Source organism: Rufibacter tibetensis, from assembly GCF_001310085.1.
Lineage (GTDB): Bacteria > Bacteroidota > Bacteroidia > Cytophagales > Hymenobacteraceae > Nibribacter > Nibribacter tibetensis.
The window spans coordinates 444,820-460,000 of sequence record NZ_CP012643.1 but is presented as its reverse complement, the minus strand read 5'-3'; the positions used below and the strand labels follow the sequence as shown (position 1 = coordinate 460,000).

The 15,181-nt window shown below is 45.9% G+C and carries 11 protein-coding genes and 2 rRNA genes (1 of these 13 cut by a window edge); 8 read left to right on the top strand and 5 right to left on the bottom strand.

Annotation, left to right across the window (positions count from 1 at the left end):
- Both DC20_RS01695 and rrf read left to right on the top strand, forming a co-directional pair.
- Positions 1–1,440: ribosomal RNA gene (locus tag DC20_RS01695) — 23S ribosomal RNA — on the top strand (it extends 1,449 nt beyond the left edge of the window).
- A gap of 105 nt (positions 1,441–1,545) precedes the next feature.
- Positions 1,546–1,657: ribosomal RNA gene (gene rrf, locus DC20_RS01690) — 5S ribosomal RNA — on the top strand.
- A gap of 161 nt (positions 1,658–1,818) precedes the next feature.
- Here the strand turns inward: rrf and purB are convergent.
- Positions 1,819–3,171, bottom strand: coding sequence for an adenylosuccinate lyase (gene purB, locus DC20_RS01685; protein ID WP_062542242.1), 1,353 nt, complete (start codon positions 3,169–3,171; stop codon positions 1,819–1,821).
- Between the two features lie 224 nt (positions 3,172–3,395).
- Between purB and DC20_RS01680 the strand changes: the two genes are divergently transcribed.
- Positions 3,396–5,402 (top strand): biosynthetic peptidoglycan transglycosylase, encoded by a 2,007-nt coding sequence (locus tag DC20_RS01680; protein WP_062542241.1) that lies wholly within the window; start codon positions 3,396–3,398, stop codon positions 5,400–5,402.
- Between the two features lie 288 nt (positions 5,403–5,690).
- On the opposite strand, the gene DC20_RS01675 is transcribed toward DC20_RS01680, so the two are convergent.
- The 3 genes from DC20_RS01675 to hemG form a co-directional block, all read right to left on the bottom strand.
- A complete protein-coding gene (locus tag DC20_RS01675) occupies positions 5,691–6,650 on the bottom strand; it encodes a TerC family protein (RefSeq protein WP_062542240.1) in 960 nt (319 codons plus the stop codon).
- A 192-nt stretch (positions 6,651–6,842) separates the two neighbouring features.
- Positions 6,843–7,574: a polyprenol monophosphomannose synthase gene (locus DC20_RS01670; RefSeq protein ID WP_062542239.1), complete on the bottom strand. Its 732-nt coding sequence runs from the start codon at positions 7,572–7,574 to the stop codon at positions 6,843–6,845.
- A gap of 24 nt (positions 7,575–7,598) precedes the next feature.
- Complete coding sequence (hemG, locus tag DC20_RS01665) at positions 7,599–8,939, bottom strand: protoporphyrinogen oxidase (protein WP_062542238.1); 1,341 nt, start codon at positions 8,937–8,939, stop codon at positions 7,599–7,601.
- 129 nt (positions 8,940–9,068) lie between these two features.
- Between hemG and DC20_RS01660 the strand changes: the two genes are divergently transcribed.
- Together DC20_RS01660 and DC20_RS01655 are read left to right on the top strand one after the other, a co-directional pair.
- Positions 9,069–9,608, top strand: a complete 540-nt coding sequence (locus tag DC20_RS01660) for a D-glycero-alpha-D-manno-heptose-1,7-bisphosphate 7-phosphatase (RefSeq protein ID WP_062542237.1) — start codon at positions 9,069–9,071, stop codon at positions 9,606–9,608.
- Between the two features lie 171 nt (positions 9,609–9,779).
- Positions 9,780–9,968, top strand: a complete 189-nt coding sequence (locus DC20_RS01655; RefSeq protein WP_062542236.1) for a hypothetical protein — start codon at positions 9,780–9,782, stop codon at positions 9,966–9,968.
- Between the two features lie 76 nt (positions 9,969–10,044).
- Here the strand turns inward: DC20_RS01655 and DC20_RS01650 are convergent, their stop codons facing one another.
- Positions 10,045–11,445, bottom strand: coding sequence for a type III PLP-dependent enzyme domain-containing protein (locus DC20_RS01650; RefSeq protein ID WP_062542235.1), 1,401 nt, complete (start codon positions 11,443–11,445; stop codon positions 10,045–10,047).
- Positions 11,446–11,530: 85 nt separating this feature from the next.
- Here DC20_RS01650 and DC20_RS01645 point away from each other — a divergent pair, with 85 nt between their 5' ends.
- From DC20_RS01645 to DC20_RS01635, 3 genes are all read left to right on the top strand, one after another.
- Positions 11,531–12,511, top strand: a complete 981-nt coding sequence (locus DC20_RS01645; RefSeq protein ID WP_062542234.1) for an arginase — start codon at positions 11,531–11,533, stop codon at positions 12,509–12,511.
- A gap of 5 nt (positions 12,512–12,516) precedes the next feature.
- On the top strand, positions 12,517–14,313 hold the full coding sequence (gene argS / locus DC20_RS01640; protein WP_062542233.1) for an arginine--tRNA ligase: 1,797 nt from the start codon (positions 12,517–12,519) through the stop codon (positions 14,311–14,313).
- 275 nt (positions 14,314–14,588) lie between these two features.
- On the top strand, positions 14,589–15,176 hold the full coding sequence (locus DC20_RS01635; RefSeq protein ID WP_062542232.1) for a glutathione peroxidase: 588 nt from the start codon (positions 14,589–14,591) through the stop codon (positions 15,174–15,176).
- Positions 15,177–15,181 lie beyond the last annotated feature (5 nt).

Below are 15,181 nucleotides of genomic sequence, written 5' to 3'. Positions count from 1 at the left end.
GTGACGGAGAAGTGAAAGGCCCGCCTGGTGACGGAATACCAGGTTGAAGGGTGTAGTTATAGGACTAGTAGTTAAGCACGCTAGACCTGACGAAACCCGATAGTACCCCAAGCCCCCGGGCGAGGGGATAGTGGCCCTAATCCCGCTCCCAAGAAAACCCGCTAAGCGTTCACGGTCACGCTACCCGTACCGCAATCCGACACAGGTAGTCGAGGAGAGAATCCTAAGGTGCTCGAGTGAATCACGGCCAAGGAACTCGGCAAAATGGCCCTGTAACTTCGGGAGAAGGGGCGCTTCCTCCAGCGATGGAGAAGCCGCAGTGAAGAGGCCCAGGCGACTGTTTAACAAAAACACATGGCTATGCGAAATCGAAAGATGAGGTATATGGCCTGACACCTGCCCGGTGCCGGAAGGTTAAGAGGGGATGTCAGCCGCAAGGCGAAGCATTGAATCGAAGCCCCGGTAAACGGCGGCCGTAACTATAACGGTCCTAAGGTAGCGAAATTCCTTGTCGGGTAAGTTCCGACCTGCACGAATGGTGTAACGATCTGGGCGCTGTCTCAGCCGTGAGCTCGGTGAAATTGTAGTCTCGGTGAAGATGCCGAGTACCCGCTACGGGACGGAAAGACCCCGTGCACCTTTACTATAGCTTAACATTGACTCTGGGTAACTCATGTGTAGGATAGGTGGGAGCCTGTGATCCGGCGTCGCCAGGCGTCGGTTAGGCAGCGTTGAAATACCACCCTTGAGTTATCCGGGGCCTAATCCCGGAGGGGAGACATTGTTTGGTGGGTAGTTTGACTGGGGTGGTCGCCTCCAAAAGAGTAACGGAGGCTTTCAAAGGTACCCTCAGCACGCTTGGTAACCGTGCGCAGAGCGCAATAGCAGAAGGGTGCTTGACTGTGAGGCCCACAAGCCGAGCAGGGCCGAAAGGCGGATATAGTGATCCGGTGGTTCCGCATGGAAGGGCCATCGCTCAAAGGATAAAAGGTACGCCGGGGATAACAGGCTGATCTCCCCCAAGAGCTCATATCGACGGGGAGGTTTGGCACCTCGATGTCGGCTCGTCACGTCCTGGGGCTGGAGAAGGTCCCAAGGGTTCGGCTGTTCGCCGATTAAAGTGGCACGCGAGCTGGGTTCAGAACGTCGTGAGACAGTTCGGTCCCTATCTGTAGTGGGCGTTGGATTTTTGAGGGGACCTGTCCTTAGTACGAGAGGACCGGGATGGACGAGCCTCTGGTGGACCTGTTGTGGCGCCAGCCGCAGCGCAGGGTAGCTACGCTCGGATGAGATAAGCGCTGAAAGCATCTAAGTGCGAAACTCACCCCAAGATGAGAAATCCCTTTAAGGGCCGTGGGAGACGACCACGTCGATAGGCGGCAGGTGTAAAGCCAGAAATGGCATAGCCGAGCCGTACTAATTGCCCGAGAACTTTCCCGCCACCAAAAAGGCGCGTACCCTGGTGTTCTCTCTTTTCCCAAGTATATCAAAGCACCCCCCGACATCATTGACACTCGCCCCCGAAAGGGAGGAGAAACGGAAAATAATGGTGGCTATGTCGCGGGTGTCCACCTCTTCCCATTCCGAACAGAGAAGTTAAGCCCCGCCGAGCCGATGGTACTGCGGTCACACGCGGGAGAGTAGGTAGCCGCCAACCCCACCTAAACAGCCCACCCCTCTAGAAGAGACGGTGGGCTGTTCGCGTTTACAGGTATGTGATAAAGTGTTTTGTGTATACATTCAATAATAAGGCCTTGGCTCAGATATGAGCCAAGGCCTTATTATTGAATGTAAGATCATATAGTAGATCTAAGTATTCTAGTAAAGCGTAACTCCTGTGTAATTGAAGGGACTTATCTTCCTTAGTTCTTCTTTCAACTCTTCTTCTATACTCAAGCTATCTATAAAGCCTCTTATTGATGATTCAGTGATCTTCTCATTAGTTCTAGTAAGCTCCTTTAAAGCTTCATAAGGAGCAGGGTAGCCTTCTCTCCTTAGTACCGTTTGAATTGCCTCTGCCACTACAGCCCAGTTTGCCTCCAAGTCTTCGTTGATCGCCTCCTGGTTTAACTGAAGCTTTCCTATTCCTTTGTGCAGCGACTTTAAAGCTAATAGTGAATGGGAGAAAGGGACTCCTGCATTTCTAAGCACAGTAGAGTCAGTTAAGTCTCGCTGTAATCTGGAAACAGGAAGCTTTTCTGATAAATAGGAGAAAACAGAATTAGCCATTCCCAAATTGCCTTCTGCATTCTCAAAATCTATAGGATTTACCTTATGGGGCATTGCAGACGATCCTATTTCTCCCTCTTTTATCTTCTGTTTAAAGTACCCCATTGAGATGTATTGCCACACATCTCTGGAAAAATCTATCAAGATTGTATTGATTCTTTTGATAGAGTCAAAGAGCGCTGCTAGATGATCATAGTGCTCAATTTGAGTGGTTACCTGGCTTCTTTGCAAAAACAGTTTTTCTTTTAGAAAGGTGTTTCCAAAGGCTACCCAATCTATGGTTGGGTAGGCTACATGATGGGCATTGAAATTACCTGTTGCTCCTCCAAACTTTCCGGCGTAAGGAACCTGATCTAATAAAAGGAGTTGCTGCTCCAGACGTTCAACAAATACTTTAATCTCTTTTCCAAGTTTAGTAGGAGAAGCTGGTTGGCCATGGGTATGGGCGAGCATGGGAACCTCTTTCCACTCTACTGACAGAGCCGCCAATGTGTCTCTCAATTGATAGAGGTACGGTAGATACTCCACTTGTATCGCTCTTTGAAGAGACATTGGAATTGCGGTATTGTTGATGTCTTGTGAGGTAAGGCCAAAATGCACGAACTCTTTCTGTTCCCCAATTCCTAGCTTTTCCAGCTTTTCTTTCAAAAAGTATTCAACCGCTTTTACATCATGGTTTGTGACCTTTTCAGTCTCTTTGATAGTTTGAGCATCTTCCAGAGAAAAGTCTTCATAGATTTTCCGGATAGAAGGAAAAAGGTCGGAGTTTATGCCTTGCAGTTGAGGCAGTGGAAGTTCACAAAGAGATATAAAGTATTCTACTTCTACTAACAGTCTAAAGCGGATTAGTGCGTACTCAGAAAAGTACTCAGCAAGTTGTGCTACTTGCCCGCGGTACCGGCCATCAATGGGTGAAATAGCAGTAAGTGCAGTTAAATTCATAGTGTAAGATTTTATTCAAAGATATAAAGGAAGATGAGAACCTCCAGCTACAAGAACTTATACCATGAGCTTTCGTGTTTCTTTTAGTAAACTTTGTAAATAAGGCCGCGTATTTACCCCGTTACATTGTCTTGTTGATTTTATTGTGTCAGGGATTACATTAGTTTTGCAAGTTGGAGTAAAATTTGCGTGGCTCTTCATATTAAACTAACCATAGAAGTACCTTGTCTAAGTTCACAGAATTTTTTGCCAGGAATAAGAAGAAGCTATTGATAGGAGTGGGAGTATTTTTCTCACTTCTACTAATTGCCGTAACTGCTTTCCTGTTAAATCGCGAAAGGATTTTAAAATATGCGGTTGCGAAGGTTATCCAGAAAGTAGAGGCTAAATACCCAGCTACACTTAAAATTGGGAATGCAAAGTTTTTAGATCTAAATACTGTTCTGGTAACTGATATAGCCTTATTACCTAATGACCAACCGAAGCTCCTCCAGTTAGATACCGTGGCTGCAACCGTAAGTTTCAGGTCTCTTTTCCTGGGCAGAATGGTTTTCAAGCAATTTGATGTAGCCAATGGGAAGATCACTGCCTTTAAGCAAGACAGTACTGATAACTTCTCTTTTCTGTATAGGAAGAAAGCTACTGGTGAAACAGCTGATTCTACTGCTAAGAAGTCTAATTACGGTACTTTATTGAATAGGCTGATTGAAACTGCTTTTGAAAACGTGCCTGATGGAGTAAACTTCCGGAATTTGGGGGTGGTTTTCAAAAACGACGGCCGAACCATTGACATGAACCTGCCTACCATGCTCCTGGAGGACGGGAACATAGATGCCAGAATGACCATCACCACTGAAACAGTCACTAACACAATGTTTGTGCGCGGTGTGATTGATCCAGCCAAGTACTTGCTTTCAGCTAAGTTTTACGGTGACAATCAATCCGGAAGTATCGAGGTACCCTACATCCAACAAAAGTTTGGGGCCACCATGCGGTTTGATACCCTTAGTTTGAGTATCACTGACAAAGTGTACAAGAATGACCAACTCACTATCAGAGGGGAGTCTAGTGCCCATGGCTTGATACTGAATCACCCTAAGATAGCGGACGAAAACGTAACCGTGCAGAATGGGGCTTTGAAATATGTGCTAACTCTTGGGGACCATTATTATGCGTTAGAGCCGGAATCTGAGGTGAGAATTAACAAAGCAATCTTCTACCCTCAGATGACGTATGAGACCCGGCCAAACAGGAAGATTGGTATAAAAGTAGATTCCCCTGATATTCCGGCCAATGATCTGTTTGGTTCCCTGCCTCCCGGGCTATTTGACACTTTCCAAGGCATTAAAGCTACCGGTACATTTAAGTACCGCATGAACTTTTATGTAGACATGGCGCAAGTAGATAGTCTGAAATTTGATTCAGATCTGGATGCCCATAACTTTCAAATCACAGATTTTGGACAAAATGATCTTCGAAAGTTAAATACGGAGTTTACCCATACTGTTTATGAGAAAGGCAAAGTAGTACGTACTTTCCCCGTTGGTCCGTCCAATCCAAACTTTACGCCATTCAACCAAATTCCAGATTACCTTAAGTATTCCATCTTAACGGCCGAGGATCCACGGTTCTTCACCCATAAAGGGTTTCATGAAGGCGCATTCCGGCACTCATTGATCACTAATATTAAAGAAGGTTCTTTTGTGAGGGGAGGAAGTACTGTTTCCATGCAGTTAGTCAAAAATGCCTTTTTAACCAGAAAGAAAACTATCACGAGAAAAGTAGAGGAAGCGTTAATCGTATGGATCATTGAGAATCTTCGGCTTACTTCTAAGCAAAGAATGTATGAGGTTTACCTGAACATCATTGAGTGGGGACCAAATGTTTATGGAATCAAAGAGGCCGCTAGGTTCTACTTCTCTAAACAACCGCACGAGCTTAACTTAGAGGAAAGCTTGTTCCTGGCCAGCATCGTACCTAAGCCAAAGCAGTATAGAACCTATTTTGATGCGTATGGCGGGTTGCGAGCGTACCCTAGGTACTTCTTCAAGCTAATCACAGGGAACATGCTAAAACGGGGCTTAATCTCCTCTTCAGAGCATGCCAGTGTATCACCTTATGTGAATCTTAGCGGAAGAGCTGGTAGTTTTATAATTCCTAAACCAGACACTACCCATGTGCAGATGATGGATACCCTGGAGTTGGCTCCAATTGATCTACTTGATTTCTAGAATAACTTCAAATCCAAAAGAAAGGCTACGCTTCATCAAGCGTAGCCTTTCTTTTTAAGATTACTGGTTTACCTATTTATTGACAGTTTCTCTTCTTAGCCGAGTTCTGAAAAACTGTGAAGAAACGGAATCCAGTATAAATGTGGGTTCTTCTTCCTACTAATTAGAGAGGTATTGGTTCATTATAGTTACGAATTATCCCTAGTTAAAAAAGCCTTGGCTCTGTTCAGTGTTATTTTCCATAAAGTAACACTGAACAGAGCCAAGGCTTTTTAGTTGTAAGTCTTCTTAGGCTTGTTCTTCCTCTTGGTCTGTGATGGGAACAATGGGCTTTTCTTTCTTCGGGAAAATCAAAGAGAGAATCACGGAAGTAGTCAAAATAAAAGCAACTACACCTAGGGCCACTAACATATTCACATGGAAGAATTCTGATAGCATCAGCTTAGCGCCAATGAAAATAAGAATCAAGGAAAGACCATAGTGCAGGTAGTGGAACAGCTGCATGATGCCTGCCAAGGCGAAATACAAGGCTCTTAAACCTAACAAGGCAAACACATTGGAGGTGTAGACAATGAACGGGTCTTTAGAAATAGCCAGAATGGCTGGGATAGAGTCTGCCGCAAATACAATGTCTGTGGTCTCTACCATGATCAACACCAAGAACAAAGGCGTTGCAAACAAAGTCTTATCTAATCTTACAAAAAAATTACCTTCATAATGCCGTTTGGTTACTGGCATGTAGCGGCTCACAAATTTCACTACCGGGTTAGCGCTTGGGTCAATGTCTTCATCACCAGAGGAGGTGGCCATTTTGATACCCGTAAATACAAGGAAAGCTCCTAGTATGTACACAATGAAGTGGAACTTGGCCAATAAAGCCACGCCTACCAGAATAAACAAAGCTCTGAAGAAAAGGGCCCCTAAAACTCCCCAAAACAAAATTTTGTGCTGGAACTTAGGCGCTACCTGAAAGTAGTTGAAGATCAAGATGAACACAAAGAGGTTATCTACGCTTAATGACTTCTCAATCAGGTAGGCGGTAAGAAACTCCAAAGCTGGTCCACTGCCTTTCCAGTAGTAGATGAAAACGTTGAAAACTAACGAAAGGGCAATCCAGAAGGCACTCCAGAGAAGGGCTTCTTTTATCTTGACAACGTGGGTTTTGCGGTGGAATACGAAAAGGTCTAAGGCAAGTAGCAGGAGGACAAAAGCATTAAATCCTACCCAAAATATGATATCTGTTTTCACTGCTATAGTTTGGTGTTAGGTATAAACAGTATTTCCCAAAAGAAGGTTGTTCAACCAAGCCTGGAGAATACTATCGCAAAATAGAAAGTGAAATATACGCCTAAACTATGGCAAAACCATAGAAGGCGTAAGAAGCAATTTCCCATTTCAGGGCTGGTTCCACAAAAGAAGCTCTAAACCAGTGCAGTTCTCTTACCGGGCGAAATGACGAAAGTAACTGGCCACTTTCATCTGGATCACGCCTAGGAAAGCCTCTTTGATGATGCCTTTGCTCATTTTTGACTGTCCTTTGGTGCGGTCTGTGAAGATGATAGGCACCTCCTTTATCTTGAACCCAAACTTATAAGTCAGGAACTTCATCTCAATCTGAAACGCGTATCCAATGAACCGGATCTTGTCCAGATTGATCGTCTCCAACACTTTGCGGCTATAGCACTTGAACCCAGCCGTGGCGTCATGGATAGGCATACCCGTGATAAAACGCACGTAACGGCTCGCGAAGTAGGAGAGGAGCACCCGGCTCATAGGCCAGTTCACAACATTCACTCCGCTGCTATAGCGGCTTCCTATGGCCAGGTCATAGCCATCTACTGCACAGGCATCATGCAGCTTGATCAGGTCTTTGGGATTGTGGGAGAAATCTGCGTCCATCTCAAAGATGTACTGGTACCCGGCATTCAAAGCGTACTTAAAACCGTGGATGTAAGCAGTGCCTAAGCCAAGCTTTCCTCTGCGTTGCTCCAGAAAAAGACGGTCGGGGTATTCAGTTTGCAGCCGATGGACAGCTTCAGCGGTACCATCTGGTGAACTGTCGTCTACAATAAGAAGATGGAAAGGGTATGGGAGAGAGAAAACTTTACGGATAATTGCTTCAATGTTTTCTATTTCATTGTAGGTCGGGATGACCACCACAGACTCTTTCATCCCCCAAATATAATCTATAAGGGTTTATGGGAAAGAGGGCCTTTGCGAATAAATTTTTTGCGCGAGCTGTTTGGCATACATGACACAATCATGCACCGCAGGCCCTGAAATCCAGTTAGCACAGGCGTACAGCTGCTCTTTCTCTAATAATTGGGTGAGCTGGTCTACGTCTGTAATGAACATGTCTGCCTGAGGAAAAGCAGCAGGCCACCGGTAACAGTGCTGAAACGCCGGCAGTTTAGTTGAAATCTGGTAGTTCTCCCGCAACTCTTCGTGCACTTGCAGAAGAATGTCGGCATCAGGTAGGTTGGCTAGGTCAGAGGCCTGACTGCCACCCACAAAGGATGTGAACAAGACCTCATCATCTGGACAAATTCTGGGAAACAAAGAACTGCTCCAGATAGCGCCTAAGCTGAAAGGCTCCTCTTTCTGCGGATGCAAGGCGCCAAAACCATCTAACGGAAACCCTACTGCATGCTTTCTATAGGCCGTATGTACCACGGTCATGGGTGCGTAGGTCACGTTGTGCAGCGCAGCAGCTAATCCAGGAGTAGTGAAGTCCAGGAGTTCGGCAGCGGCAAAGGCGGGTAAGGCAATAACCACCACGTCAAATTCTTCATCGGCAAGGCCTTCCACATCATGTTGTATGCTGAGGAGGTACTTTCCCCTTGACCGGTGGATCATTTCCACCTTATGGTCCACGTGCAAAGACACAAGCTTAGATGCGATTGCCTCAGGAAGGGTTTGAAGCCCATTCAGCAATGAAAAAACAGGTTTACGCGGAAGGTCTTGTTGCATGTCAAGTCCTTTAAGAACGGAGCCATGTTGCCTTTCCAGGTCCTTGAGCAACGGAAACGTTTTTTCCAGCAGCAATTTGTCGGGGTCTCCCGCAAACAGCCCGGCCACCATAGGGTTTACCAAATAGTCTACTACTTCCTGCCCAAAACGGCGTTTAAAGAAATGGCTTACCGTTTCTTCTGGTACTTCCTCCGGAGGAAGCTTGGTTTCCTGCGTGATCTTCAGTTTGGTACGCCAGTGGAAGAATGAATCTAATAAGAGCCGCTTTGGCGAAGTGGGAACGCAATGATACTCCCCATCTTTCCTGATGTAGCGGTTCAGTGACTTAGTGGCGGGTCTGATGACCTCATCTTCCAGCTTCAGCTCCTGTACTAATTCCTGCATTTCCTGGTTCATTTGCAGGGAATGTGGCCCAAGTTCAAGTTGATAGGCTCCTCGTTTCACACTCTTCATCATGCCGCCCACCTGTGGCGCACTTTCAAACAGGTCATAGCGTACCCCCAGCTTCTGAAGATAGTAAGCTAATGACAAACCTGAAATACCTGCTCCTATAATGGCAACGCGCATGGGGGACTGTGGGTGATGTGTGTAACTTACGCAAGAGGGGCAAACTCGTTATACACCCATTTTAGAGAAAATAGTGCAAAAACGGATTTTTCGGAAAAAGCATGAGCCATTCTCCTTATTTTTGACCTGATGGAAAGACAGCAATCACCTACCCTTAAAAAAGCGGTTTTTTTAGATCGTGACGGGGTTTTGAACGTGGAAAGAGGGGACTACACCTGGCGTTTACAAGATTTTGAGGTATGCCAGGGCGTTCCTGAGGCCTTGGCGTTACTGAAGCAGCAAGGTTTTTTTCTAATTGTAGTCACTAACCAGGCGGGTATCACCAAAGGTTTGTATTCTAAAGAAGACGTATTGGCTTGCCATGAGAAGCTACAGGCCTCCTGCGGGAATAGCATAGATGCGATTTACATGGCACCCGGTCATCCGTCCTACTCAGAATCCCTTTCCAGAAAACCAGATAGCCTGATGCTGGAACGAGCCATAGCTAGATTCAACTTAGATCCTGCCAAATGCTGGTTAGTTGGGGACCAACCCCGGGATTTACAGGCTGCCCAAAAATGTGGCATTTCTGGTATATTGGTAGGACCGCATGCAAGTGGAACCCATGCCTTACAAAAGAAAGACTTGTATGAGGCGGCTCAATGGATTGTTACCCAGCCGAGCGAATGATCTACTATCTAGTTTGCAGTTCATAGAAGGAGTCCTTTTTGGAGGCATTTTTTATATAACTGCTTAAAAACGAAAGCCCCAGAAATAAACCTACTCTTTGAAGGTTTATTACTGGGGTTTCTGGTAAAAGAAAATCCCCAAAAGCAGCTTCCGGGGATTTTATAATTTGATATGGGTTCAGAAGAACGTTATCCGTTCACTCTGCTGGTTACTGGAGCTTCGGCAACAGCTTTAGCCATTACTTTTTGCTCCCCCGACCGTTCAGATTTTTGGGAGTACGCGGGGCAGTTAGCCGATTTGCACGAGGCGAAGCTCAACACACAGATTGAAGCTATCAGGAAAATGTTCTTCATATTATAATTACACAATAGATAAGTATACTACTCCAAATCTACTGTTTTTGTTTAGGATTATTATTCTTTTGGTGAAATATTTATTAATCCTTATATCCTAGTATTTGGAGCATTGATTCCACGTTTTGCTCTTCCGCAAACACCCATGATTTCAAGGAGCCATCTTCCTCACGGTCAATGATCACGTGCTTAGGAGATGGGATAAGGCAATGCTTGATTCCGCCATACCCGCTTAAGCTTTCCTGGTACGCCCCAGTATGGAAGAAACCAATATACTGCGGCGCTGGCTGCTCTTTCTGAATCTTTGGTAAGAATACCTGGAAGGAGTGCATCTCAGAGTTATAGTAGTCCTGGCTGTCACAGGTTAAACCTCCAATGTTCAAGCGCTGATAGTCTTTATCCCAGTTATTGAGGGCAAATAAGATGTAGCGCTGGTTCAAGGCCCAGGTGTCTGGCAAGTTGGTGATGAAGGAACCATCAATCATGTACCACAGCTCTTTGTCGTTCTGGAGCTTAGTGTCCAGGATAGAGTATATGTGGGCACCACTCTCGCCAACCGTATAGATCCCGAACTCCGTGAAGATGTTTGGCTCCGGCACGCCTTCCTCCCTGCAGATGCGTTGGATGGTGCGCAGGATCTCCTCAATCATGTACCGGTAGTTGTAATCGAACTGGATGGAAGTTTTAATAGGGAAACCACCGCCAATGTCAATCGTGTCTAACTCAGGGCACAGCTTCTTCATCTCGCAGTACTTGTGCACAAATCGGCTCAATTCTGACCAATAGTAAGAGGTATCCTTAATTCCGGTGTTGATGAAGTAGTGGAGCATCTTCAACTTGAACTTCGGATTATCCTTGATCTTATTCTGGTAAAGACCTACTACGTCATTGTAGTTAATGCCCAGGCGGGAAGTATAGAACTGGAACTTAGGCTCTTCATCAGAAGCAAGCCTAATGCCTACCTGGCACTCTCCGTTCACAAATTCCTCATAATGGTCAATCTCCCCTAAATGATCCAGTACCGGCGTCACATTCTTGAAGCCGTCATTGATCATGGAGGTAATGTGGTCACGGTACAGCTCACGCTTAAAGCCGTTACATACAATAAATACACCTTTGTCTACTTTCCCTTTTTCATACAAGGCCCTGATGATGGGCATGTCAAAAGAAGAAGAAGTCTCAATATGAATATCGTTTTTCAAGGCTTCCTCCAAAACAAAGGAGAAATGCGAAGACTTGGTGCAGTAGCAGTAGGTATAGGTACCCTGGTAATTCAGCTTCTCCATAGACTCTTTGAACAGAATCTTGGCTTTCTGAATCTGGGAACTGATTTTAGGCAGGTAGGTAAGGCGTAACGGCGTGCCGTATTGCTTTACCAGTTCCATCATAGGAATACCGTTGAAAGAGAGTTCGTTATTATGGACAGTGAATTCCTCAGTAGGAAAATCAAAGGTTTGGTGTATTAGGTCTGTGTATTTATCCATTATAATGTAAAGGGGTATCCATAGCAGATACCGTGCGAAATTGCTTGTATTTTACCATCTTTGCAAAAACTAGTTTCCGTTTTGCATGAAAAAAATCAGACTAATAGAGGTGAAATCTGAGCTTGGGGCGGGTACACGCGGGGCTAGTTTAGGCGTTGACGCCCTCAAAATCGCGTGCCTGAACAAGCAGTCAGATTATTTTAAACGGTTCACCTCCGTAGAGGTTCCTAACCTCAATGATGTGCTGTTTGAAAAAAACCTGTTCCCGCACGCCAAATACATTGACAGTGTGCTGCAGACTTACAAACGTATCAGTAACACTGTTGAACAAACAATTGGGCTAGGAATGTTCCCGTTGCTTTTAGCCGGAGACCATTCAAATGCTGGAGGAACCATAGCCGGTATCAAAGCAGCCTATCCAGACAAAACCTTGGGAGTGATCTGGGTAGATGCCCACGCTGACATCCATTCACCTTACACCACCCCGTCTGGCAACATGCATGGAATGCCCCTGGCGGCCTCCTTAGCCGAGGATAATAATGAGTGCAAGGTAAATGATCCAGATCCGGAGACTATTTTCTTTTGGGAGGCACTCAAGAAAGTGGGTACAGACAAGCCTAAGATCAAACACGAGCACATTGTCTACATTGTGACCCGCAGCTATGAGAAGCCTGAGGTATACCTGTTTGACAAGCACAATATCAAGAACTTCACTTACCCAGAGGTGATGGCCAAAGGCATAGAGCAGGTAGCTGAAGAAGCACTTAATCGCCTGCGGGAGTGTGACATCATCTACGTCTCTTTTGACGTGGACAGCCTGGACTCCAAGTTCTCCAAAGGAACCGGTACGCCGGTAGAGGTGGGCCTGAACGTGGCGCAGGCGAAAGAACTATGCCACCACCTGGTAAGCCACCCCAAAGTTATCTGTTTTGAAATGGTGGAAATCAACCCCACCCTTGACGCAGAGAATACCATGGCGCAAAACGCCTTTGAAATTTTAGAATACACTACTGAAGCTATTCAGAACCGGTTGGCCAAAGAAGCGCAAACCGTACCTTTTGCTTAATACAAATGAAACAACTTGAAACCCAGATAGCCCAGGCGCTGAGCCAGGCCTTACTAGATACTTTCCAGCACGCTCTTCCGGCTGAGCAAATCAACCTGCAGCCCACCAGAAAAGAGTTTGCCGGAACTTTCACCTTTGTGACTTTCCCGCTGACTAAAGCCTTGGGAAAAGGACCTGAGCAGATTGGGCAGGCTTTGGGAGAAACGTTGGTTAAAAATGCGCCGCAGGTGGCTGGGTACAACGTGGTCAAGGGGTTCCTGAACATTGAAATCAAAGACACCGTATGGCTGCAGCAGTTCTCTGCGCAAGTAGCTGGTTTTAGGGCTAATTTAGCAGAAACAGCTCCTAAACAGAAAGTAGTGGTGGAGTATTCCTCTCCAAATACAAACAAGCCGCTGCACTTAGGCCACCTCAGAAATAATTTCCTGGGGTACTCTGTGGCCGAGATCCTGAAAGCCGCTGGGTATGACGTGTTCAAAGCCAACCTGGTGAACGACCGTGGCATCCATATCTGTAAATCCATGATTGCCTATGAGAAATTTGGGCAGGGAGAGACGCCGCAGAGCGCGAACATTAAAGGAGACCATCTGGTAGGTAAGTATTATGTGGAGTTTGATAAGGCTTACAAGCAGGAAATAGACCAACTGGTGGCTCAGGGCATGGATAAGGAGCATGCTAAAAAGCAGGCTCCGTTGATGCTGGAAACCCAGGAGATGCTGCAGAAATGGGAGCAACACGACCCCGAAACTATTACTTTGTGGGAAAAAATGAACGGCTGGGTGTACGAGGGCTTCCATGCCACTTACCAGAACATAGGCGTTGATTTTGATAAGTTCTACTATGAATCTGGCACTTACCTGTTAGGCAAGGACCGTGTGGAGGAAGGCCTGGAAAAAGGCGTGTTCTTCAAGAAACCTGATGGTTCTGTTTGGATTGACCTGACCGAAGAAGGCCTTGACGAAAAACTGGTGCTTCGCGCCGATGGTACATCTGTGTACATCACCCAAGACCTCGGCACCGCCGAACTGAAATACCAGGACTTCCACTATGACAAGTCTGTGTACGTAGTAGCCGATGAGCAGAACTACCACTTCCAGGTACTCAAAGCCATCCTGAAGAAGCTGGGCAAACCATATGCCGATGGCATTTACCATTTGTCCTATGGCATGGTTGACCTACCCAGCGGCAAGATGAAGTCGAGGGAGGGAACAGTAGTAGACGCTGATGAGCTGGTGCAGGAAATGATTGACACTGCCCGCCAGAAAACCGATGAACTAGGCAAAATTGAAGGCTTTACCCCAGAGGAAGCGCAGAAACTGTACCACACCCTGGCCATGGGAGCTCTTAAGTACTTCCTCCTGAAAGTAGACCCGAAAAAACGGATGCTCTTCAACCCTGAAGAATCTATTGATTTCAAAGGCAATACTGGTCCGTTTATCCAATATACCCATGCTCGGATTGCAGCCATCCAACGGAAAGCCAATGAGTTGGGCATTTCGGCTGGAGCAGAATCTTTCAAAGAAGTAGAGGCATTGCACGAAACCGAACGTGAGGTGCTTGTGCTGTTAAATTACGCAGACTCTATTATTGAGGAAGCCGCCCGCAACTACGCGCCTTCTATCATTGCCCAGTATGCGTTTGACGTTGCCAAAGGCTATAACCGATTCTATACCGAAGTGCCTATTTTCCAGGAGACAAATGCCCAGGTGCTGAGTTTCCGGATAGCTTTGTCAGCGCAAGTTGCTAATACCCTTAAAAAAGTGATGGGTTTGCTTGGGATTGCCGTGCCAGAGCGGATGTAAACTTATTGAATACACTGCCCTTCTTGATGTAACAGCCTATACACCAAGAAGGGCAGTGTACTTAATGGTAGCAGGTTAATTTGAGTAGGTCCGGCTTTTTACAAATCAGAAGAAGAACTTAATTCTTGCAGGATTCTATTTCGCAGAAAAGGGTTCTGAGTCTGATTTTTTTAAAGCCACTACAAACTAGCAGCTTACCTAATGCTTGAACACTCAGAATAAGACCAAACAATATTTTAAACAAGCGGTTAAGGAACCAATAACCTTTCACCATCATGCATCAATTGATTACCCTTTTCTCGCTTTCGTTGTTAACTGCCTGTTCTGGCCTGGCGGTTACAAGCCAGGAAACACCAACTTCTACTACTATGAATACAACCCAGCAGCCTTCATCTATTTATAGTATTCCGTTGCAAACCATTGACGGAAAAGAAACCAATCTACAGAAGTACAAAGGCAAGAAAGTCTTGATTGTGAATGTGGCCTCTGAGTGTGGGTATACGCCGCAGTACGCAGACCTGGAGAAATTGCACAAACTGCATGGCGACAAAGTAGTAGTGCTTGGTTTTCCAGCCAATGATTTTGGTGGGCAAGAGTCAGGTACCAATGAGCAGATTGCCCAATTCTGCCAAAAGAACTTCGGGGTAACGTTCCCGCTATTCCAGAAAGCCTCAGTGGTAGGAGCAGAGCAGCAACCATTGTACAAATGGCTTACTAGCAAAGATGCGAACGGCACCAATACTGAAGCGCCTAACTGGAACTTCTGTAAGTACCTCATCAGCGAAGACGGCAAAGTTCTTAAGTTTTACCCTTCTAAAGTTTCTCCCTTAAGTGAGGAGTTGCTGCGTGACATCAACAGCTAAACGTT